The organism is Spirosoma lacussanchae (genome assembly GCF_005870035.1).
Lineage (GTDB): Bacteria > Bacteroidota > Bacteroidia > Cytophagales > Spirosomataceae > Spirosoma > Spirosoma lacussanchae.
Genome location: NZ_SWJG01000001.1, coordinates 1,450,865 through 1,471,792 on the forward strand (window position 1 = coordinate 1,450,865; position 20,928 = coordinate 1,471,792).

Annotated in this window: 15 protein-coding genes; 10 read left to right on the forward strand and 5 right to left on the reverse strand. The window is 55.7% G+C overall.

Features of this window, described 5'->3' with window-relative positions; translation table 11 throughout:
* Nucleotides 1–25 precede the first annotated feature (25 nt).
* The gene (locus FBR45_RS06000) at nucleotides 26–1,039 is read left to right on the forward strand and encodes a chemotaxis protein CheB (protein ID WP_138500252.1); all 1,014 of its coding nucleotides are present in this window, start codon (nucleotides 26–28) and stop codon (nucleotides 1,037–1,039) included.
* A gap of 82 nt (nucleotides 1,040–1,121) precedes the next feature.
* Here the strand turns inward: FBR45_RS06000 and FBR45_RS06005 are convergent, their stop codons facing one another.
* Nucleotides 1,122–3,233 carry a DEAD/DEAH box helicase gene (locus FBR45_RS06005; RefSeq protein ID WP_138500254.1) on the reverse strand — a complete coding sequence of 704 codons (2,112 nt, stop codon included), beginning with the start codon at nucleotides 3,231–3,233 and terminating at the stop codon, nucleotides 1,122–1,124.
* Nucleotides 3,234–3,790: 557 nt separating this feature from the next.
* On the opposite strand from FBR45_RS06005, the gene FBR45_RS06010 reads away from it, so the two are divergent.
* The gene (locus tag FBR45_RS06010; protein WP_138500256.1) at nucleotides 3,791–4,819 is read left to right on the forward strand and encodes a DNA/RNA non-specific endonuclease; all 1,029 of its coding nucleotides are present in this window, start codon (nucleotides 3,791–3,793) and stop codon (nucleotides 4,817–4,819) included.
* Between the two features lie 57 nt (nucleotides 4,820–4,876).
* Nucleotides 4,877–5,107 (forward strand): DUF2905 domain-containing protein, encoded by a 231-nt coding sequence (locus FBR45_RS06015; protein ID WP_138500258.1) that lies wholly within the window; start codon nucleotides 4,877–4,879, stop codon nucleotides 5,105–5,107.
* On the opposite strand, the gene FBR45_RS06020 is transcribed toward FBR45_RS06015, so the two are convergent.
* Together FBR45_RS06020 and FBR45_RS06025 are read right to left on the reverse strand one after the other, a co-directional pair.
* Nucleotides 5,076–6,641, reverse strand: a complete 1,566-nt coding sequence (locus tag FBR45_RS06020; protein ID WP_138500260.1) for a hypothetical protein — start codon at nucleotides 6,639–6,641, stop codon at nucleotides 5,076–5,078. The two genes, FBR45_RS06015 and FBR45_RS06020, sit on opposite strands and share 32 nt — an antisense overlap.
* Nucleotides 6,642–6,716: 75 nt before the next feature.
* Nucleotides 6,717–7,529, reverse strand: coding sequence for a sugar phosphate isomerase/epimerase family protein (locus tag FBR45_RS06025; protein WP_246082123.1), 813 nt, complete (start codon nucleotides 7,527–7,529; stop codon nucleotides 6,717–6,719).
* Between the two features lie 328 nt (nucleotides 7,530–7,857).
* Between FBR45_RS06025 and fbaA the strand changes: the two genes are divergently transcribed.
* Nucleotides 7,858–8,937 (forward strand): class II fructose-bisphosphate aldolase, encoded by a 1,080-nt coding sequence (fbaA, locus tag FBR45_RS06030; protein WP_138500263.1) that lies wholly within the window; start codon nucleotides 7,858–7,860, stop codon nucleotides 8,935–8,937.
* An 86-nt stretch (nucleotides 8,938–9,023) separates the two neighbouring features.
* Here the strand turns inward: fbaA and FBR45_RS06035 are convergent, their stop codons facing one another.
* Nucleotides 9,024–10,364, reverse strand: coding sequence for a M24 family metallopeptidase (locus FBR45_RS06035; protein ID WP_138500265.1), 1,341 nt, complete (start codon nucleotides 10,362–10,364; stop codon nucleotides 9,024–9,026).
* Nucleotides 10,365–11,310: 946 nt separating this feature from the next.
* Here FBR45_RS06035 and FBR45_RS06040 point away from each other — a divergent pair.
* The 6 genes from FBR45_RS06040 to FBR45_RS06065 all read left to right on the forward strand — a co-directional run bounded on the left by FBR45_RS06040 (nucleotide 11,311) and on the right by FBR45_RS06065 (nucleotide 20,119).
* Nucleotides 11,311–13,443 carry a tetratricopeptide repeat protein gene (locus tag FBR45_RS06040; protein WP_171044841.1) on the forward strand — a complete coding sequence of 711 codons (2,133 nt, stop codon included), beginning with the start codon at nucleotides 11,311–11,313 and terminating at the stop codon, nucleotides 13,441–13,443.
* 374 nt (nucleotides 13,444–13,817) lie between these two features.
* Complete coding sequence (locus tag FBR45_RS06045) at nucleotides 13,818–14,024, forward strand: YodC family protein (RefSeq protein WP_171044842.1); 207 nt, start codon at nucleotides 13,818–13,820, stop codon at nucleotides 14,022–14,024.
* A 622-nt stretch (nucleotides 14,025–14,646) separates the two neighbouring features.
* Nucleotides 14,647–17,340 (forward strand): DUF5686 and carboxypeptidase regulatory-like domain-containing protein, encoded by a 2,694-nt coding sequence (locus FBR45_RS06050; protein WP_138500271.1) that lies wholly within the window; start codon nucleotides 14,647–14,649, stop codon nucleotides 17,338–17,340.
* Nucleotides 17,341–17,466: 126 nt separating this feature from the next.
* Nucleotides 17,467–18,552, forward strand: coding sequence for a glycoside hydrolase family 5 protein (locus tag FBR45_RS06055; protein ID WP_138500273.1), 1,086 nt, complete (start codon nucleotides 17,467–17,469; stop codon nucleotides 18,550–18,552).
* A 111-nt stretch (nucleotides 18,553–18,663) separates the two neighbouring features.
* Entirely contained in the window at nucleotides 18,664–19,584 is a 921-nt protein-coding gene (locus FBR45_RS06060) for a metallophosphoesterase family protein (protein WP_138500274.1), read from the forward strand.
* Between the two features lie 40 nt (nucleotides 19,585–19,624).
* Nucleotides 19,625–20,119, forward strand: coding sequence for an MOSC domain-containing protein (locus tag FBR45_RS06065; protein WP_138500276.1), 495 nt, complete (start codon nucleotides 19,625–19,627; stop codon nucleotides 20,117–20,119).
* 15 nt (nucleotides 20,120–20,134) lie between these two features.
* Here FBR45_RS06065 and FBR45_RS06070 read toward each other — a convergent pair whose 3' ends face one another.
* Nucleotides 20,135–20,905 (reverse strand): carboxypeptidase-like regulatory domain-containing protein, encoded by a 771-nt coding sequence (locus tag FBR45_RS06070; RefSeq protein ID WP_138500278.1) that lies wholly within the window; start codon nucleotides 20,903–20,905, stop codon nucleotides 20,135–20,137.
* Nucleotides 20,906–20,928 lie beyond the last annotated feature (23 nt).

Below are 20,928 nucleotides of genomic sequence, written 5' to 3' on the forward strand. Positions count from 1 at the left end.
GATAAGGAGGGAGGATAGAACTGGAATGAGTGAGCATGAAACGATAAAACGAACTATTATAGTCGTTGGTACATCAGCCGGTGGCGTATCGGCCCTGCAGGAACTGGTAGCTGGCTTTCCAGCTGATTTGGGTGCATCGATCTTTGTGGTGCAGCATGTTTCTGCGGATGCCCCCAGTTTCCTGCCTGCTATTCTGAGCCGGGCGGGTAAGCTGCCCGCTTCCCATCCGCAGGACGGTGACCCCATACAGCCAGGCCATATTTACATTGCTCCGCCCGATTTCCACCTGCTGATCGAACAGGGGCGGGTATTGGTACGCAAGGGCCCGAAAGAAAATCGGTTTCGCCCATCGATCGACGCCCTGTTCAGGTCGGCCGCCTATACCTACGGCCCGCGCGTAATTGGGGTGGTCCTAACGGGGCTACTCAACGATGGCACCTCAGGCATGTGGAGCGTTAAGCGGATGGGGGGCGTATGCGTTATTCAGGAGCCCGACGATGCACTTTACCCGAGTATGCCTGCGAGTGTGCTTGAGTACGTAGATGTTGACTATACGGTGCCTTTGGCCGAGATAGCCTCCACCCTTTGCCGGCTGATAGCAGAGCCCGTTAATGGGCCACCGGAGTTGGTGCAGGCGGAGAAAATACGGCTACAGACCGAAATAGAGATTGCAGCTCAGGCTAATGGGTTTGAACTAGGCATTGTGGGCATGGGAAAACCAACAACACTAACTTGCCCCGAATGTAACGGGGTGCTCATGAGTATCGAAGAGGGGAAACTGACCCGGTACCGTTGCCATACTGGCCATGCCTTCACCCCGGATTCACTGCTGGCCGAGCTATCGAAAACGGTTGAAGAAACCCACTGGCAGGTGGTCCGGGGTCTGGAAGAGGCCGTTATGCTGCTGGAGCAGATGACGCAGAACTACACCGACCTGGGGCGGTACGACGAAGCCGAGCGATTCAGGCAGAAAACCGAAGAAACCCGTGCCCGCGCCCGTCAGGTCCGGAAGCAGATCTTCGGGTATGGTATGACGTAACAGGGTGACTAACCCGTATAACACAAAACGCCGGACGATCGAAACCGCCCGGCGTTTTAGTCTATGAATGAGTTGCTCGCGCTTAGCGGGCAATTTCGATGTTGACCCGGCGGCCTTTGATCGTGTTGCCTTCCATGGCATCAACGACCCGATTGGCTACGTCTTTCGGTACGTCAACGTAAGTGTACTTGTCGAAAATGTCGATGCTGCCGATGGTGTTGCCCGGAATATTGGCTTCACCGGCAATCGCGCCTACAATATCGCCCGGACGAACATAATCTTTACGGCCGATGCTAACCATCAGGCGGGTCATGTTCGCTTCGCGCTCGCGGGGAGCCCGTTTGTCATCGCGCTCGAAATATTGCTTCCGGTCGCCACCCCGATCGTCGCGGTTACCGAAGCGTGAGCCACCGCGGTCGTCGCGGTCGCCAAAGCGCGAACCACCCCGATCGTCGCGGTTACCGAAGCGTGAGCCGCCCCGATCGTCGCGGTCGCCGAAGCGTGAACCGCCACGCCGGTCGTCGAACCGCCCCGAGCCGCGCTCGAACCGGTCGCCCCGTCCACCCCGATCATCGCGACGGCGATCATCTTCGAGGGCCAGGTTCTGATCAGCAAATTCGTTTTTCTCCAGACCCATGCTGCGTTTTACCAGGGCGGCTACGATCTGCTCGGTCGAGAAGCCCGCGTGGTGAAGCTGGGTCAATGTATCTTCATACAGGTTCAGGTCTTTGCTGTCCTGAATGGTCTGCTGAATCTGTTCGATAAAGCGGGCTTTCCGAATACCGACAATGTCTTCGAACGACGGAATAACGCCTTTCTCGACCCGTACTTTCGTGTAGTTCTGGATTTCGCGGAAGCGATATTTCTCATCGCGGCCTACCATCGAGAACGCCCGGCCCGACTTACCCGCGCGGCCGGTCCGGCCGATACGGTGTACGTAATACTCTTCGTCGAGGGGAATATCAAAGTTGATAACGGCGTCGACATCGTCAACGTCGATACCGCGGGCGGCTACGTCGGTCGCGACCAGAATGCTGGTGGTACCCGAGCGGAACTTGCTCATTACGTTGTTACGCTGCGCCTGCCGCAGGTCACCGTGCAGCCCCTCGGCCTGGTAGCCCCGGATTTGCAGGTCTTCAACGATCTCGTCGACCTTGCGTTTGGTGTTACAGAAAACCAGCAGCAGTTTCAGGTCATACATATCGATCAGGCGGCACATCACCTCGACTTTCGCCTTGGGTTTTACCTCGAAGTAGACCTGCTCTATGTTGACGTTGGTCAGCTCTTTCTTCACGACCTTCACCAGCACCGGATCTTTCTGGAACTTCTGGGTGATCTGCATGATCGGTTTCGACATCGTAGCCGAGAACAGAATCGTCTGCCGCTCTTCGGGCATATCTTCCAGAATGCTTTCGATATCCTCGCGGAAGCCCATGTCGAGCATCTCATCGGCTTCGTCCAGAATCATCATCTTGACGTTGTCGAGTTTGAGCGTGTTGCGCTCCATGTGGTCCATAACGCGGCCGGGCGTACCGATTACGATATGCACCCCGCTCTTCAGCGACCGGATCTGGCGTTCGATCGAGTCGCCACCATAAATGGCTTCGATACGTACACCGCGCTTGTATTTGGCCAGTTTCCGAATTTCGTCGGCTACCTGAAGGGCCAGTTCGCGGGTAGGGCAGAGAATCAGCGCCTGTACCGAGCGGTCCTGGGTGTCGATCAGATCGAGGGTTGGAATACCAAACGCAGCCGTTTTACCCGTACCTGTCTGGGCCTGACCAATCACGTCACGACCCGCCAGAATGGGCGGAATTGCTTCGGCCTGGATGGGCGACGGGCTGATGAAGCCCATGTCCGTAACGGCCTGTAAAATCTCGTCAGAAATGTCCAGCTGCGAGAAAAGCACCTGATTGGGATCAACCACGGGTTGAACCGGAGCAGCGGCTGGCGTTGTTTCGTCGACCGTAATAACCTCAGCAACGGCCTGTTCTACCTCGGTGTTGGCAACGGGCGTTTCGGCCTCGTTGTCATCGGCAACCGGGGCTGTGGCTACGGGAGCCTCTTCCGGTTTAGCTGCTTTTTTGCGGGGAACTTTGGCCTTGGGGACGTCAACAGCGGCAACGTCGGTAGTAGGCTGATCCTGTGTGAGCAGAAGATCCTGCTCATCTGTGTTACTTTTTTTCGTTTTCATTACTCTTAGAAAGTTGTGGTTGAACTTTCCAAGCGAAGACGAGTGTGTGCCAGTGAACGGCGCGATAATGCGAGAATTGCCCAACGAACGATTGCCCAACGACCCAACAAGGACCACCAAACCCCCAGCCTGTCAATAGGGGAGAAGACAATGAAAATTGACCGATTAGCCCACGCGCAAATGTCCCGCTCACGGCGGGACGTCCACCCAGAAAACCCATCTGTACATCCGTACTGTGGTATGTCCATACCGGACTCTGTCAGACCTAACTCAGCGTGTAAATAGTGAGAGAACAGAGACGCGACGGATGCCGCTTGTAAAATCTGGTGCAAAAGTAGAGAAATTATCTGGTAAAGTCAAGTGCTGTTTGTAAATAAATTGTATTCGTCAGGTTGTTGCTGCACGGTATAAGTTAATCTAATGGCCGTTAAATAAGCTAGTTAACCGCTTTCTAATCCGGTCGGGCTGTAGCCGGAAATTGTACATTAACTTTATCCCTCAACCAATTCGCCCTGCCCGATTTGGTCAGCATCTGACCCTAAACCGTTCCGTCAGCCATGTCAGACAATAACACATCATCATCAGTAGCGGCCGGTACGCCTGTATCGACCGATGCAACGGTACGAACCATTCAGTTTACCGTTCCGCTCCGGATCCGTATCGAGCTGGGTGCGGCCGGGGTGGATCAGGCCGTCTCGGTTGGCCTCGGTCCGGTAGCCGTTGGGTTCGAGACGCGCAAACCCGCGCCCCGGACCTACACCGACCGCAACGGCTACGACCCGGCTTTTCTGGCCGGAACGTCCATTTCGTTCGAGTCGCTGCTGGCCCCGATCACGGACCGGCTGGCTCCGACAATCGACCAGAAAACCGTGTTGACCTATCGGAATTTCAGCGTGGCGATGCACCGAATCCGGCGCCTGTCTGTAGCTACGGCGGTGAACATCGATGGCCAGCGAACCCAGTCGATGGGTCGCTCCGATGTCTGGATTCTGGACCCGCGCCTGCGCGAAACCTACCAGACCGGGCCGGAGGTATACGCCAACAATGACCTGGACCGGGGCCACATGGTTCGGCGGCTCGATCCGGTCTGGGGCGCTCAGGCCCAGCAGGCGAATGACGATACGTTTCATTACACGAACTCGTGCCCACAACATGCGGGCCTGAACCAGAAAGCCTGGGCCGACCTGGAAGATTACATCCTGAACAATACGAAGCTGGCCCAGCTGAAGGTGTCGGTCTTTACGGGGCCGGTATTTGGCGAGGCTGATATACCTTACCGGGGGGTGTTGCTGCCGCTCCAGTTCTGGAAAGTAGCCGCCGTGATCAAAAAAGATGGTCAACTGTCCATGACGGGCTATCTCCTGAGCCAGAAAAATCTGCTGGTCAATCTGCGCGAGGGAATAGCCGAAGATGGATTTGGCGCGTTTCGGACGTACCAGGTGCCGCTGTCGCAGATTCAGGCGCTGACGGAGCTTGACTTCAGCCCTTACTTTGTCAATGATCCGCTGCACCGCGCCGGAGCGGGCCGCTTTGAGGTGACCACCGACCTGCGCGAGATCCAGAACCCGGACGACCTGATTTTATAGGCCTGACTGAACCGTAACCGCTGAGGCTTTCGTTTACGGGAATGGACGCTTATTTATATGAACACAACGGTTGGTAAATACATCATGCTGGCAGGAGCAGCCCTGCTACTGGTCGGGCTCGTTATTTATTGCCTGGGCGATCGGCTCAGCTGGCTGGGCCGCCTTCCCGGTGATATCCGCCTGGCCGGCAAAAACGGGGGAGGTTTTTACTTTCCTGTCGTTACCTGTCTGGTGGTCAGTGTGCTGCTGAACCTGATCATCGCCCTGATCCGGCGGTTTTTTGGCTAGCCGTACTGGCGGGCCGCGCGTCGGGATCGTAGGTGAGTTTGTTCAGGTAAAAGACCTCGCGCGGGTTCGGAAACGCTTTGGAAGCTGCAATCTTCTGGAAGCCACAGGCCAGAAAGTGGCGGTCGTACCAGGCCATCAGGTTCTCCTGCGCCGAGTAGGTGACGCGTTCGTCGGTATTGCTGGTCTGTATTTTTATCTTTTCCGTTTCCTTAAGCACTTTGTTGCCCTGAATTACTTCGGTCGTTATTTCGCCATCGTTCGGGTAGGCCAGCACCATCCGGTCGCCCTGCTGGGAAACCTGTACCATTTCGGTCAGCTCGGCATTGAGCAGCTCTTTGATGGGCAGGCAGTTGTCCCACAACAGTTTCCCCTGTTTGTCGAAGCCGCAGACAAAGGCGTGGGTATAGCGAAACCCGTCGTACCGGTCGGCTCCGCGCAGGTAGCCGCTGTAGCCCAGGGCGCTGGTCCGGTATTGCGGATAGTAGACCTCCGCAACAAGGGTGAGGCCGGATGGGGTTGGTTGCAGATCATGCACCAGCAGCCGGTAGCGGAACTTGTAATCTTTGCCTTCGTCTTTTTTCTTCTGCGCCCGGGCCCGGAGTTTTTGCTGGCGGTGGGGTTTGAGGTAGTTGAAAAAGTTCTGTAGTTCCGAAAACTCAATGTACTGAATCGCCCCCACGGCGTCGGCGGTGACCTCAGCCATGGATTCGTCCGGCTCGGGGTGTCGTACGCGCGTCACGTAGATACCTTGCGAATAGGGCGTGCAATCGGCCGAGTAGTTGCCGACCAGCAGGGATTCGTGCTCGTTGACGGGCAGCAGCTTGCCGGAGATCAGGCTGTTTTTGGCCCCGTCGAAATCGACCACGCGGATGAGTTTGCTGTCGTAACTGTAGGTGCGTATCGAGAACCGGCACCGGCGCCGGGTGGAGTGAACCAGCACGTTGATCTCCCGTCGGGTTTCGTCGAGTTCGAGGCTGCTGATGTCCATGTGATTCACGTACAGGCCGGGTAGCACCCTGGCTGAGCCGTCGAAAAAGGAAAAGGCCATCACTACTGGGCGCTGATGGCGGTAGCCGCCCACGTAGGCCTGACTCCCCATTACTTTGAACTGCTGAATGTCGAACTGGTCGAGCAGCACACCGTCAATCGTTTCAACCACGCCATCGTCGAGGTGGAGTCGCAGAAACTGAAACCGGTTCGTATCGTACTCCCGAAAGAGGTGATACATGTACTGCTGATCATTATACGACAGCAGCGGTCTGTACTTGATGTCCTGTTTGAACCGAACGCTCCAGAGCGACTTCAGGTTGGTGTCGAACTTCTGAAACGTGAATTCGGCCGGGCTGTTGTCGAAAAAACCGCCCGTTCGCACGGTCATCAGTACCCCCCGGTCGGCCAGCGGAACAACGTCGAAGGCTTCCGGTTCGTTGGGGTCTGAGGGGATCTCAATCCGCAGCGATTGCGCCAGTTGCGCCTGCACCGGTGGCAGGGAAACGCACAGAAACACACAAGCGATGAAGAGAGAGCGGAGCATGAAGTAAAGTTACAAATAACGCCGTAGGATTCAGCTCGTTTGCCAACGCATATTGCGCTATTCGGAATGGATGTATCAATTTTCCTGCCAGCGCTTTTTGAGGTAATCTTTCATGAAGACGTTGATGTCCCACTGGCTCGCTACGGGCTGGTTGGTGTAGGGCAGGGTAGGCAGGTAGCCCGGTGCCGGCCCGAACTCGCAGGTAACAGTCAGGGTGGGGGCGTTGGCCTTCTGGAGCCGGGCCCGGATGGCGTCCCACCATTTGGCGTGGCTTTCCAGCGCGGCCTGCCATTCGGGGGCGCGCGGGTCCGACACCTGCGGGGCTTCGGGTTGGCCGACCCGGCAGTGGATATGGTCGCTGACGGCAATGGCCCGGGTTACGTTCTCGGCCTGGTCGGTCAGGTACGACTCGGCCACGTTGACCCAGTGCGAGTAGTCGGCCGTCAGGCGCATATCGGGTAGTTTGAGCAGGTAATACTGAATAGCCGGGGCGCTATAGCTGAACCGCCCCCGGTGGGTTTCGTGCAGGATGCGAACCCCGGTCTGCTTCTGTACGTCGAGAGCGGTCTGGATCAGTTCGGCGTTCTGCTCGAAGGTGAAGTAGTCATGACCGGTATGCGCGTTGATGAACAGCGGTTTGTTGGCCGCAATATCGAGCAGGTCGTCGCGGTACTTCTGTTTATGTTCGGTAAAGTTGCTGCCTCCGCCAAAGGCCATCAGAATTACCTCCAGGCCCTGGTCGCGCATGACCTGAACGGCTTCTTTCCGTTTGCCGGGTCCGGCCGATATTTCCATGCCGTCGTAGCCAGCGGCTTTTACCCGTTTGGCGGCTTCGGGATAAGACAGGCTTTCCATGCCCCACATCGGGCAAAAGAATACGGTTTTCATACTGATCTGAGTTTAGCGAATGGATGCAAGGTAGAGCGAAAAAACTATACCAGACAAACCGATCGGGTGGCTTTGCCTACTGCTTTAGGAATGGTTTACGGCTTGCTGTGCCCAATGGAGTGACTGTAAATCAGGCCGGTCAATGTGGTAAAAAAACGAATTTGTTTAGTTTGTTACGGCGTCGAGCTGGTGTGGATGGAGCTTACCGAGGCACAGTAAGTAGTATTATTTCCGGATTATCCGCAATTTTACCCCCCGTTGGCTGTGACAGGCAGAAATCTGCTTTCCGGCAAATTATATCTTGAACGAATCCAAAAATACCCTTCTTATGAGCGATGTAGCCACTCGATTTGCACCCGGCGTCGTGACCGGTGACGCTGTCTCCGAAATTTTTCGGCATGCTAACGAGAATGATTACGCCCTGCCGGCTGTCAATGTTGTTGGCACCGACTCCGTCAACGCCGTACTGGAAACGGCCAAGGTCGTTAACTCGCCCGTGATCATTCAGTTCTCGAACGGGGGCGGCATTTTCTACGCGGGAAAGGCGTTGCCAAACGACAAGCAACAGGCTGCTATTGCCGGGTCGATTTCGGGCGCTACCCATGTTCATCAGGTGGCCGAGCTGTATGGGGTTCCGGTCATTCTGCATACCGACCACTGCGCCAAAAAACTGCTGCCCTGGATCGACGGGCTGCTGACGGCCGGCGAAAAGCACTTCGACCAAACCGGTAAGCCGCTGTTTTCCTCGCACATGCTCGACCTGTCGGAAGAGCCGATCGAAGAGAACATCGAGATCTGCGCCAGGTATTTTGAGCGGATGGCCAAAATCGGCATGACCCTCGAAATCGAGCTGGGCGTAACGGGTGGTGAAGAAGACGGTGTCGACAACTCGGACGTTGACGATAGCAAGCTCTATACCCAGCCGTCGGAAGTGGCTTATGCGTACGAAGAGCTGAGCAAAATATCGCCGAACTTCACCATTGCTGCGGCTTTCGGTAACGTTCACGGGGTATACAAGCCCGGTAACGTGAAACTGTCGCCGATCATTCTGAAAAACTCGCAGGACTACATCCAGGAGAAATTCGGAACGGGTCCACTGCCGGTAAACTTCGTCTTCCATGGCGGATCGGGATCGAGCCGCGAGGAAATCCGGGAGGCTATCCGCTACGGCGCCGTGAAGATGAACATCGATACCGACATGCAGTGGGCCATGTGGGAAGGGGTGCTGAACTACTACAAAGCAAAAGAAGGCTACCTGCAAAGCCAGCTCGGTAACCCCGAAGGAGCCGACTCGCCGAACAAGAAATATTACGACCCGCGCGTATGGCTCCGCAAAGGGGAAGAAAGCATGGTGTCGCGCCTGAAAATCGCGTTCGAAGATCTGAACTGCATCAACCGCCTGGCCTAAGCCATACCGGTAATCGAAAGGGTGCCTGCCGTAGACCTGTTGCTTCATCGCTCAGTCTATGGCAGGCACCCTTTCTGGTTTAGCCCCTATTTCACATACCCCAGCTGGCGGGGAATGGTGTAGATCTCCGTCTGTCGTCCGTCGATGTAGCGGAACGACTGTCCGTCGAAGTAGCCGTCTTCTTCGAGCATGATCCGGATTGTTTTTTTCCAGGCCGGCAGCTCAACGGCTGCGTTCAGCTCGATGGAGTAGGCCGTGTTGGCCAATAGTGGATAATCGCCCGTACCGGGAACGCCCTTCTGCTGGTCCCAGAGGCCAATGGTAGGGCCGGCCGCGTGGCCGTGCACGCCAATGGGGTGCGAGTAAATCGTGCCCTTGATGCCTTCTTTCTGCGCCTGATCCAGGGCGGCCAGCAGCATCTGGTTCCCTGTTTTACCGGCTTTGAACTGATCGGTCAGGATATCCTGTAGGCGGTTGCCCTGTTTGAAAGCGGCTTTGATGGCATCCGGAACATCGGTTTCGCCGGGGCGCAGTACGTAGGCATGCTGCTGCTGATCGGTGTTCAGGCGCAGGTAGGTAATGCCGAAATCGACGTGGAGCAGATCGCCGGGCATGATCACCTGCTTGTCGGGACGCTTCGAAAACGTACGCAGGTGCTCGAAATCCTGGCTGTCGGCCCGCTGCACATCGACCGTCGGGTGAAACCAGGTGTCGAGTCCCAGCGACGTGATGCGCTGCCGGAACCACCAGACCACATCGTCGGTGGTGGTGACGCCCGGCTGGATCACGCTCTCCGAAAACCCTTCCTGAATAATCTGGTGCGACAGCCGGCAGATCATGGGGTAGATCGCCATCTCTTTTTCGGTACGGGTTTCGAGCCAGCCCACGGCTACCTTCTCGGCCGAGACGATGCGCTTGCGGTAATCGGCGGGTAGCTTCTCCAGAAACTCCCGTTGTTCGGTCGACGACAGGCCATCGGCATGGGCGTAGTTGGTGGAGGTGTTGAGGCCAATCTTTTTCGGCTTACGATCCTCAATGATTTTGGCCAGGGCTTCCCACTGGTTGGGCCGCACGTCGATATCCCAGGCGCCTTTGAGCAGGTTGCCGACATCGTAGCGGGCAATGGCCAGCTTTTCGATTTCCTTACCCGTGTCGAAAAAGACCATGATGGTGCGTCGGCGGGCCGAGAGCCAGGTGCTGGGCAACATGGTCCGGAGCACGGGGTCTTCGTTGTATTCGCGGGAGATAATGATCCACATATCCAGCCCTTCGCGACGCATCAGCTGCGGGAGCAGGTTGTTGAACCGGTCTTCGAGAATCTCATCGACAATACGGGCCCGTTCGCGTTCGGGCAGGATGGTGGTGGGTTGGGCAGCTGCGGCCAGGGGCAGCCAGAAACAGAGTAACAGGTAGATCCGTTGACGCATAGGAATGAGGGGGCAGTTTCTGGCAAGATACAAAACCCGGCCAACGTTTTTCTACAAATCTGCCGCGTACCGTTGCTCTGAGTCAGCCAAGAAGCCCATCCCCGTTTTACTACCGGATAATAAATTCGACCTCAGCAAGCCCGGCTTTCCGGCTCCTTGGGGGAGATCGGTATACGAGAAGTGCCTATTATTAGACTAGATTTTATTTCAATAGAGCAAATGATGCGCAGAGTAGGTCTCTATTAGTAGAATTAACATCATTTTATTGATTATCAGTGATTTAACATTAAGTGAGGTTTCGTACAATACTATGTTGGGCGGTTCAGTCACGTGAGTGGCGTGGTCGGGTCTCGGTTGGTGGTTTAACGGATTGATAGTGAGTGCTATTTGCGGGTTTGGCATGTATCTGTTGACAGTCTGATGACCGTTCGGTAGCTCATTTTGGTTGGTTTGCCACGTACCTGCCGACAGTCCCAAATCTGGCGGACTGCACGTTGACAAATGCATATCGGCCGACACGATAACGTGCTTGAGATGCCACCGCTTGACAGCCTCGGCTCGACAGTTCGCGGCCTCTCGCGGCTTGCTTGGTAACGTGCGTTGTTGCAATACTGTCGTCTACCCCCTAAACTTTGGTGGAGTAAATTTTTTCCAGCACTGCGTCATCAAAAGCAGAACTTTCCCGAAGTGACTTGATAAGTGGCTATGCTTTCTCTTAATGTAAGCAGGGCCTGAGTTTTTCTTCGGCTAAATAGTATATAACATCCTCAGGGGATAAAGCGGTAAAGTTGTTGACCAGATTGGCGAGAGTGTGGTTGACTTGGCTGGCGAGCAAGTGCTAACAATAAAGTTGGCCCATTATCCTAATTGTAGAAGATACTCAATTTAACGTTCCTGCCTAAGTGCCATGGTTATAGCTTTACTCGATACATATTCCAAGAACACCATGTACCGTCTATCCTACCTTGTTGTTGGACTTTTGCTACTTTGCGAAGCTGTTCACGCCCAGCAACGATCTGATTCAAAAGGGGTTGTGGTTATCAGCGGTGCCGCCCCGTCCACTGGTCAGACATGGGCTGTGATTGTGGGCATCTCCAACTACCAGTTCGTGGACAAATTGCGTTATGCCGACAAAGATGCCATGGCCTTTCATCAATTCTTGGCTTCACCCGCTGGGGGGGCGGTACCTTTAAGTAATATGAAGCTGCTGTTAAACGAAAAGGCAACTACGGCTCAGATTGAAAAAGCCCTTCGCGACCTAATTGATCTGGTAAATCCGGGCGATCGTGTCATTCTGTACTTCTCCGGTCACGGCGACCAGGAATTTAAAACCAAAGCACAGCGCGGTTTTCTGCTGACCTATGATACTAACCACCAATTATATCAGTCCACCGCCTACGCTATTGTGTTTTTTCAAGATTTTATTACCACACTCTCCGCTGATAAAAAGGCTACTGTTCAAGTTTATCTGGATGCTTGCCGGGCCGGAAAACTGGCGGGTAATGAAATAGGTGGGTTGCAACTAGCCGGTGAACAATTAGCGAAGCAGGTTGCCAACGAAACTAAAGTTATGTCCTGCCAGAGTAACGAAGTATCTGTGGAAGGCGAGCAGTGGGGCGGAGGCCGGGGGGCCTTTAGTTACCACCTGGTACGGGGGTTACAGGGATTGGCCGATGCCGACACCAACGGTCAGGTAACCACCCGCGAGCTGGAACGCTATCTCGAAGACCACGTAGGCCCCGAAGCCAAACCCATGCAGCAGACACCGTTTAAGGTGGGCGATGGCAATGCACCGTTAGCATATGTGCATGGCCCTACTAAAGCCGCTTTGCTGGCTAACCGGAGCCTACCCAGCTTTGCTGCTGTTGGGGGCAAAGGCTTTGTGGAAGCCGCCCTGACCCATGCCGACAGTAGCGTGTGGCATCGCTACCGTCAGTTTCAGCAGAAGTTGGCTCAAAAACAGCCCGAAAATGCCATTGCTGACTATGAATGGCTAGCCACAAATCCACAGGTTGCCAATACCCTGCCCTTTCTGAAGCGCGAACTGGCAGCCGCCCTGATGGATGAGGGGCAGATGATTTTAAATGCTGTTATAAACGATTTCAAGATCGATACGATAATCATACAAGAGTTCAGGAAAAAATATGACTACGTTAAACAACTAAATCAACAGTCTGTGTATATGTTCCTCTACGATTACATTAAACGACAAGACCAGCAGTTTAGATACGCGGCTGACTTGTTGGGGCAGGGCAGCGCCTTTTACAATCCAGCGCGGGCGCGGGCCGCCATTTTCAGAGGGATAAACGCAGGATTTACTAAAGACAATATGGCTGCTTTAACAGCCTTTAACCAGGCTGTTGGGTTTGACTCGCTGGCAGCTGTTGCCTATTGTTTTCAGGGAGCTTTGCTATATGAACAAAAACGAAATAAAGAAGCCGAAGTAGCCTACCGTAAAGCCTTACAGATGACACCTAACTGGTACCTTTTACTCAGCTCCTGGGGTGATTTTTTAGCTGGTCAAAAGCGCCCCAGCGAGGCCGAAGCTGCCTACCGAAAAGCCATTCAGCTCAAACCCGATAAGGCCGAGGCCTACTACAATCTGGGTCTTGTGCTGGCTGATCAAAATCGCCCCAAGGAGGCTGAAGATGCCTACCGAAAAGCTATTCAACTCGACTCCAATTATACCACAGCATATAACAATCTGGGTTATTTGTTGCAAAACCAGGCGCGTTATGCCGAAGCTGTTTCCTGTTTTGAGGCCTATTGCCGTTTGGTACCAACCGACCCCGATGGCTGGAATCAACTTGGTATTCAGTTTCTTTACCTTAAACAATATGATAAAGCCCAGCCCTGTTTTGAGCGCATGGTTACTCTCGAACCAAGCAATAAGTTGGCTCCTTATAACCTGGCCTGTCTGTATTCATTGCAAAACCAGCCTGACCCTGCCCTACACTGGTTTGAAAAATCTCTGCAAAATGGCTACAACGACTTTGCCCATATTACCAAGGATTCCGATTTGAACAACATCCGCAACACCGAGAGATTCCGGGCCTTGCTGACAAAATACAAGCCTTAATAAACCTGTCTATGGCTTGCCTATGACGGACTTCCTCCATAGGCGATATGGTAACAGATTAGTATTGAGCGTTATTTGCTGGTTTTTCACGTATTGGTCGGCAGGTCGGTCACTGCTGGATAGCTCGTTGTACAATGCGTTTCGGCCGACACGATAACGTGCTTGATATGCCACCGCTTGACAGCCTCGGCTCGACAGTTCGCGGTCTCTCGCAGCTTGTCCGAATTGTGCCGCACCGATTTCTATGGGTTAAGAAAGGGCTGACGCATAATTTTGTCATATTTTCACCCTGTCGAACAACAGCACAGACGCGATGGATAAGCTTGTTACGGAGTTTTGACCTCGGCGCTCGATGAGAAATGATACACGACATAATGGAACAAATTACAATTGGCAGCGTAGTCAAACTTAAATCTGGCAGTCCTCAAATGACAGTCACGGGTTATGGAAAAAAATACGGAGACGGTTCCATCCTAAAAACGCTTGTAGAGGACAAAGAACAGGTAAAATGCCAGTGGTTTGATTCGTCAGGCACGTTGTTGACCGATGTTTTTCCGATCGCGGCATTGACGGTAGAATGACCCATCTGATTACTCCTTCGTGAGGGGGGATTCCTGTCAGTGGAGGCTCCCTCATGCGGAAAGTGATAGCCAACAAAGCGTACGCGTGTAGCGGTGGTATTGCTGGGCTGTCAGGCTAGTTAAGCAGAGCCCATCAACCGCCTGGGCCGTTGGGTGGACGGTTCAGGGCATTACGTTCACTCCCAGGCTGCGGCTGACTGGCTTCTCTACGCCCTTGGGTGCAGCGTTCGTCCGTTTGAAAGCCATAGGCCAAACGCTCCCATTCCAGACGCAGCGGACTTCGACGCCCATTCCTCACCATCGGGTTCTCTAGCGAGCCAACCCGGGCGAATTCTTAAATTACCTTAACGGATATCACGTACTGGTCGGGTCGTTGTAATTTGGCGGCCTGTCTATTCAGGGGCTGCCCGGCTGCGCCAGTCAACGCCGTATACGTTCCGGCTGGAAAAGGACAGAAACAGACCCATGACGGGCAACAGGCTGTGCGTCCGGCGGGGCGTAGCAGAGCAAAAGCGGCCAACCCGTCCAAAAATCAGCTACTTACTGATGAAAGACCGGCCTTCTATCGTTCCTTTAGTACATTAGAACCCAGATCTTACCCATTTACTACGCCGTCTTGTTCATGAAACCATTCGTACTGTTTGGCCTATTTATTCTTAGCTCGGTAGCCGCCCTGGCCCAGACAGGTTTGCGGGGCACGGTGAAAAACGCAAAGGGAGACGCCCTGCCTTACGCGGCCATTATCGTCAAAGGCAGTGCGGCTACCGATCGTTCGCAGGGAACGATTACCAACGACGAAGGGCGCTATGAACTGGCGCTGACGCCGGGGCAGTACGCCGTCACGTTCCAGTACCTGGGCTTTCAGGCGGTTCAGAAAACGGTAGAGATTACCAATGGCTTCCAGACTATCGATGTGGTGCTGGAAGAGCAGGCCTTCCGGCTGGCCGAAGTGCAGGCCAAAGCCGGCAACGAAGACCCGGCCTATAGCATCATGCGCCGGGCCATTGCCAAAAGCCGGTTTCACCAGTTGCAGGTGCAGCAGTTCACGGCCCGTAACTACGGCAAAGCGTCGTTTGTGGTGCTGAAGCTGCCGGCCATTGCCAATATGTTCAAGAAACAGCTGGCCGAGGCCGAACGCGAAGCCAACTTTAAAGTGGGTCGCCCGATTCTGTACGAGACCGTGTCGGAGGTGACGTTCAGGCAGCCGGCTTCGTACAACCGGCGGATCATTGCGTCCCGCAATTCGCAGATCGATCAGGTCGTACCGGCTTCATTTTACCTGGGCTCTTTCTACGCGCCCAAGATAGCCGGTTGTGTGTCGCCCCTGTCACCGAGTGCGTTTGCGTATTACAAATTTGAATACGAGGGCACCTTCCGCGAACCGGGTCCGAACGGGCGGGAGATCGAAATCAGCAAAATTCGGGTTATTCCGCGCTCCTGGGGCGAAGGTGTTTTTCGGGGGGTGATCTACATCATCGAGAACACCTGGGCCATGCATAGTTTCCAGCTGGAATACCGCAGCAGTCAGGGCTTTACGACCAACACCCGCGCCACACTCTCGCCCATCAAGAACGTGTGGGTGCCGGTGAACTTCCGGTTCGAGAGCAAAGGCAGCTTTTTCGGGGTCGAGTTCACGGCCCAGGGCGCCAGCAGCCAGACCTATAATCAGCTGACCGTTAACCCGGCTTTCGTGGACGATGTGCCGGTCATCGACGAGAAAAAAGAGAAGCCAGCTTCGGTGCTGAGCCAGCGCGATATCAAGGGGCAGTCGTTTGAGCAGACGGTGAAGAAACAGAAAGAGCTGACGACGAAGAACTTCAAACAGCTCATCAAGGAATACGAAAAGCAGCAGTTCAAAGATCGCAAGAAAAAAGGGGACGATGTGCAGGTGGTACGGAACGACTCAACCGCAATCGATTCGCTGGCGGGCAAACGCTCCACGGCGTTCTGGGATTCGATCCGGGCGGTGCCGCTGACTAGTGCCGAAATAACGAGCTACGCCAAAAACGATAGCCTGCGGATCACCCGCGAGGTGAAAATGAAAGCCGATAGTCTAAAAGGCAAAAAGAAAGACAAGTTCTCGCCGGTCGGTTTTGCGCTGTCTGGCTCCACGTTCCGGCTTGGCCCCCGAACACGCCTGGTCTGGACGAGTCCAGTATCCAACATCGAGTACAATACTGTGGAGGGCTACGCTATCGAGGGCGGCCTGCGACTGAACCGAATGGCCAGTAAAGCCGATTCACTCAAAACCCCGAATGTGTTTCGGTCTATACCGCGCTGGTACGTGGGCGCCGTAGGGCGGTACCAGTTTGGACCCAGGGCGCTGGTGGGCTACGGACAAACGGGGGTGCGGTTTGTGAAAGGCAGTCTGGACGCATCGGGCGGGCGGTATTTCTACCAGTTTAACCCGGCTAACCCGATTAGTCCCGCACTGAACGGCCTGACGACCCTGGTTTTCGAGCAGAACTTCATGAAGCTTTACGCCAAGGATTTTGTGAAGCTGCGGGGCGACGTGCGGACGCTGAACGACCGGCTCTCGCTGGCGGGCAGTTTTGAATACGCCCGACGCAGCGAACTGGCCAACTTTAAAGAATCGATCAGCCCCTGGATCGATTGGAAGAACCGCACCTTTACCCCCAACCGCCCCGACAACGTCGAGCTGGCCACCACCAGCTTCCCGACCCATAACGCCCTCACGCTCGATTTGTGGGCCCATCTCAACCTGGGAACGATCCGGTACCGGGTGCGCAACGGGGTTCGGTATCGGCTGGTCGATGACGAAGCCCCCGTCCTGAGCCTGAACTACCGGCGTGGCCTGGGCGACGTAGATTATGATTTTCTACAGCTCTCGGCCCGGCAATCGCTCGAGACGGGTATCCGCAGCCGACTCAGTTACGCGGTATCGGCCGGGGCATTCGTGCAGGATCGGAAGCTGTTCTTCCCGGACTTCAAACACTTCATGGGCAATGAATTCTGGTTCCAGCAGGGCGACCCGGTCACGGTATTCCGCATGTTGCCGTATTATCGATACAGCACCGCCAGCCGCTTTGCCGAAGCCCACGTGTTCGGCGAGTTCCGGAAGTTCATCCTCACCCAGGTAACTGTACTGCGGCTGCTCGACCTGCGCGAGAATCTGTTCGTCAACTACCTGACCACCCCCGCGCTGAAGAACTATACCGAAGTAGGGTACGGGCTGAACGGGCTTGTGCCTAAAGTGCTGCCGTTTTTCCGGGTAGAGGTGATCGGCCAGTTTCAGGATGGAGCCTACAAAGGGCTGGGTTATCGGCTGGGTACTACGCTCAACTTTGGGCGGTAGCGCGGGCGGATACGGCCGTTGGGCTAACTTTTACGGAAACGGCGGGTTACAGTCTTACCCGTCGGCATACCACAGCGTGTTTGGCCAGGCTGGCTGTCGGCAGGGTATAACATCCACGTTTCCGTTATGCAACGTCGTTCCTTTATCCAAACCTCGCTCTCGGCGGCTGCCGGGCTTAGTCAGCTGAGCCTGGCGGTACCCATGGCTCTCCCCGAACCGACACCCGACAAACTACCCCGCTGGCGGGGGTTCAACCTGCTCGAAAAGTTCGTGGCCGGCAACACCGGGCCCACGCCGGCCGGGCCGTATCAGGAGCGCGACTTCGACATGATCGCCGACTGGGGGTTCAACTTCGTACGGTTACCCATGTCGTACCACTGCTGGGCTACCCCCGACCCGGCCCACTGGACCGAGCTCAACGAGAAGGTGCTGAAAGAGGTAGACGAAGCCGTGGCGTTCGGGCGGCAGTACAAGATTCATGTTAACCTGAACCTGCACCGGATTCCGGGCTATTGCGTGAACCCGCCCGCCGAACCGCTTGATCTGTGGACCGATGAGCGAGCACTAGAAGCAGCCGTTTTTCACTGGAAACACCTGGCCGAACGCTATAAAGGCCTGCCCAACCGGGAGGTCTCCTTCGATCTCATCAATGAGCCCACCACCGACGAAACCAATTACCTGCGGGTGGTGCGGGCGCTGGTTGAGGGGATTCGCTCGGTCGATCCGGACCGGCTGATCATTGCCGATGGGCTGCAGTACGGCAACCAGCCCGTGTTCAGGCTGGCCGATCTGAAAGTAGGCCAAAGCACCCGGGGGTATCTGCCCATGAACGTCAGCCATTACAAGGCAGAGTGGGTGCCCATGCTCAAAGATACGCCCCCGCCAACCTGGCCGGCCCAGTGGATGAATACTACCTGGAGTGCGGATTCGCTGCGGAAGATCGCGATCGAGCCCTGGCAGAAACTGCAGAAGCAGGGCGTGGGCGTACACGTGGGCGAGTGGGGCTGCTACAACAAAACCCCCCACGACGTGGCGCTGCGCTGGATGGAAGATCAGCTCAAACTCTGGAAACAGGCCGGTTGGGGCTGGTCGCTCTGGAACTTCCGGGGCGCCTTTGGTATACTCAACAGCGACCGGACCGACATTGAGTACAAGCGCTACAAGGGCATGAAGCTCGACGAGAAAATGCTGGCCTTGCTTCGCCGGTATTGACCGGATATGAACAAAGTCGCTGATTTCTACACGATTCGCTAATACAATCATAAAATCGGCGTAACGGGCAAGGGTCGGCAAGTCTGTACTTTTGGCAAACCATCATGACGCATGAATCGTCGCGACGTTGTCAAACGAGTTAGTACGGGCCTGGCCGCCCTTTCGACCCCTCACCTTGTTTCTGCCCGGCCCGTTGCGGCCCCCAGGCGCCGACTCCTGCGCATTGCTCACCTGACCGATGTTCACATGCAGCCCATCATTGGCGCGGCCAAAGGGTTTGAACGATGCCTGCACCATCTTCAGGATCTGCCCGACCGGCCCGACCTGATCCTGAACGGGGGCGACGCCATCATGGAAGCCCACGGCCGTAGCCAGGAGAGCGTTAAACGCCAGTGGAGTCTCTACAACAAGGTGTTGACGAATGAAAATGCCCTGCCGGTACTCAGTTGCATCGGTAATCATGACATCTGGTGCCATCAGGACCGGAACGGGTCGTTTTTGTCGGGGCGGCAGTGGGCCATGGACGAACTGCATCTTACCCAGCGCTATTATAGTCTGGATCGTAACGGCTGGCGCATTATCGTGCTGGACAGCGTGCAGCCCAAAGCCGATGGCAGCTGGTATACCGCCCATCTCGACGAGGAACAGTACACCTGGCTCGAAGCCGAACTGAAAGCCACACCGGCCAGTACGCCTGTCCTGATCGTATCGCACGTGCCCATCCTGGCCGCCTGTGTGTTCTTCGACGGCAAACGCTTCGAGGGCGACCACTGGAACGTGCCGTCGCGCTGGATGCACAGCGATACCGTTCGATTAACGGGCCTCTTTAACCAGTATCCGAACGTGAAAGCGGCCCTGAGTGGTCATATTCACCTGACCGACCGGGTCGACTACAACGGCGTTTCGTACTACTGCAACGGCGCCGTGAGCGGAGCCTGGTGGTTTGGCCGGTATCATCATACATCTGCCGGGTACGCGCTGGTTGATTTGTACGACGACGGCTCGGTCGAGAACCGCTACCTCAGCTATTAGGTTATCCCTTCGCCTGAATTATCCGGGCGAAGAGATACGTATGCAAAACATCAAAGACCTGTTTGAGGTATTTCCGCGCGCTGGCCGGGTGGAGTGGATCGGCATTCGGCCCGAGCGCCGGGGAGCGGTCCGTGTTGTCGACTCGGTCGAGGTATCGACGAAAGGGGGGCTGGTCGGCGATCACTACAGCGGGCAGAGCGGTAACCGCCATGTTACCCTGATCCAGGCCGAACATCTGCCGGTGGTGGCGGCTCTAACGGGGCGCGATGCCCTCGATCCGGCCCTGCTGCGTCGGAACCTGGTTATATCGGGCATAAACCTGCTGGCCCTGAAAGACCACCGGCTCCAGTTCGGCGACCCGGCCAGCGGGGGCGTAGTTCTCCAGATCACCGGCCAGTGTCATCCCTGCTCCAAGATGGAAACGGCGCTCGGTCCCGGCGGCTATAATGCGATGCGGGGCCACGGCGGGCTGACGGCTAAGGTCATTCAGGGTGGAACAATCGGGGCGGGTGATCCGGTTGTTGTCCTGCCCTGACCGGGTTAGGGCTGGCTACTGGCGGGGCGCGTCGGGGTCGGCCTGCAGGCGGCTGGGGCGGTTGAACCCGTAGCGAAAGCGGTTGCGGAGTTGCTGGAGGGTGTTGATCAGATCATAGTCCGATGCTTTGAGCAGGAACTCGTCGTCCAGATCGCAGAAGTCGTAGAACCGGTCGATGTCATCGCCCTTGAGGTCGGTAGCCTGATCGACCAGCAGCCGGAACCGTTCGAGCGCCAGCGCATGTCGGCGGTCCTGCTGCATAATGTAATACGCCTTGCGGTCTGACTTGGGCCGTTTACCAAACAGTTCGTACAGCAGAGTAACGCCCGCACCATCGGCCAGCCGGTCAAATGCCTGTTCGCCCGTTACTTTTCGGGACGCGGTGGGCTCGGCCAGCACCTGCTGAATTTCGCGTTTTACCTCTTCATACCGCTTGGCCGTTACGGTCACCTCGGCCAGGTCGACGACCCGGTAGGGCATGGGCGGTAACGATTTGGCCACAATAGTCGGGTTGTCCGAACCGTCGTACCGGATGGCGGTGCGGTTGTAGAGCTGGCTGTTCAGGATAAGCGAATCGCCGGGTTGGATGGTCAGAAAAAAACGACCGGCTGCGTTGGTTCGGGCCCGCTGGCGGGTGCGCTGGTTGATGACCGTTGCCCGGTCTACCCCCTTCTGCGTCGTTTGATCGATGACCGTTCCGATCACGTATTTCCCCTGCGCCCACACGTCAGTCAAACTGCAGAGGGCAACGGCCAGTACCAGGAAAAAACGGCTCGGATACGACATAGCTAAAACGGGTCAGAACCAGC

What these genes read in the sequence shown, in the direction of transcription:
- FBR45_RS06000 (WP_138500252.1), top strand. Translation starts at nt 26, where the DNA reads ATGAGTGAGCATGAAACGATAAAACGAACTATTATAGTCGTTGGTACA.
- FBR45_RS06005 (WP_138500254.1), bottom strand. Translation starts at nt 3,233, where the DNA reads ATGAAAACGAAAAAAAGTAACACAGATGAGCAGGATCTTCTGCTCACA.
- FBR45_RS06010 (WP_138500256.1), top strand. Translation starts at nt 3,791, where the DNA reads ATGTCAGACAATAACACATCATCATCAGTAGCGGCCGGTACGCCTGTA.
- FBR45_RS06015 (WP_138500258.1), top strand. Translation starts at nt 4,877, where the DNA reads ATGAACACAACGGTTGGTAAATACATCATGCTGGCAGGAGCAGCCCTG.
- FBR45_RS06020 (WP_138500260.1), bottom strand. Translation starts at nt 6,641, where the DNA reads ATGCTCCGCTCTCTCTTCATCGCTTGTGTGTTTCTGTGCGTTTCCCTG.
- FBR45_RS06025 (WP_246082123.1), bottom strand. Translation starts at nt 7,529, where the DNA reads ATGAAAACCGTATTCTTTTGCCCGATGTGGGGCATGGAAAGCCTGTCT.
- fbaA (WP_138500263.1), top strand. Translation starts at nt 7,858, where the DNA reads ATGAGCGATGTAGCCACTCGATTTGCACCCGGCGTCGTGACCGGTGAC.
- FBR45_RS06035 (WP_138500265.1), bottom strand. Translation starts at nt 10,364, where the DNA reads ATGCGTCAACGGATCTACCTGTTACTCTGTTTCTGGCTGCCCCTGGCC.
- FBR45_RS06040 (WP_171044841.1), top strand. Translation starts at nt 11,311, where the DNA reads ATGTACCGTCTATCCTACCTTGTTGTTGGACTTTTGCTACTTTGCGAA.
- FBR45_RS06045 (WP_171044842.1), top strand. Translation starts at nt 13,818, where the DNA reads ATGGAACAAATTACAATTGGCAGCGTAGTCAAACTTAAATCTGGCAGT.
- FBR45_RS06050 (WP_138500271.1), top strand. Translation starts at nt 14,647, where the DNA reads ATGAAACCATTCGTACTGTTTGGCCTATTTATTCTTAGCTCGGTAGCC.
- FBR45_RS06055 (WP_138500273.1), top strand. Translation starts at nt 17,467, where the DNA reads ATGCAACGTCGTTCCTTTATCCAAACCTCGCTCTCGGCGGCTGCCGGG.
- FBR45_RS06060 (WP_138500274.1), top strand. Translation starts at nt 18,664, where the DNA reads ATGAATCGTCGCGACGTTGTCAAACGAGTTAGTACGGGCCTGGCCGCC.
- FBR45_RS06065 (WP_138500276.1), top strand. Translation starts at nt 19,625, where the DNA reads ATGCAAAACATCAAAGACCTGTTTGAGGTATTTCCGCGCGCTGGCCGG.
- FBR45_RS06070 (WP_138500278.1), bottom strand. Translation starts at nt 20,905, where the DNA reads ATGTCGTATCCGAGCCGTTTTTTCCTGGTACTGGCCGTTGCCCTCTGC.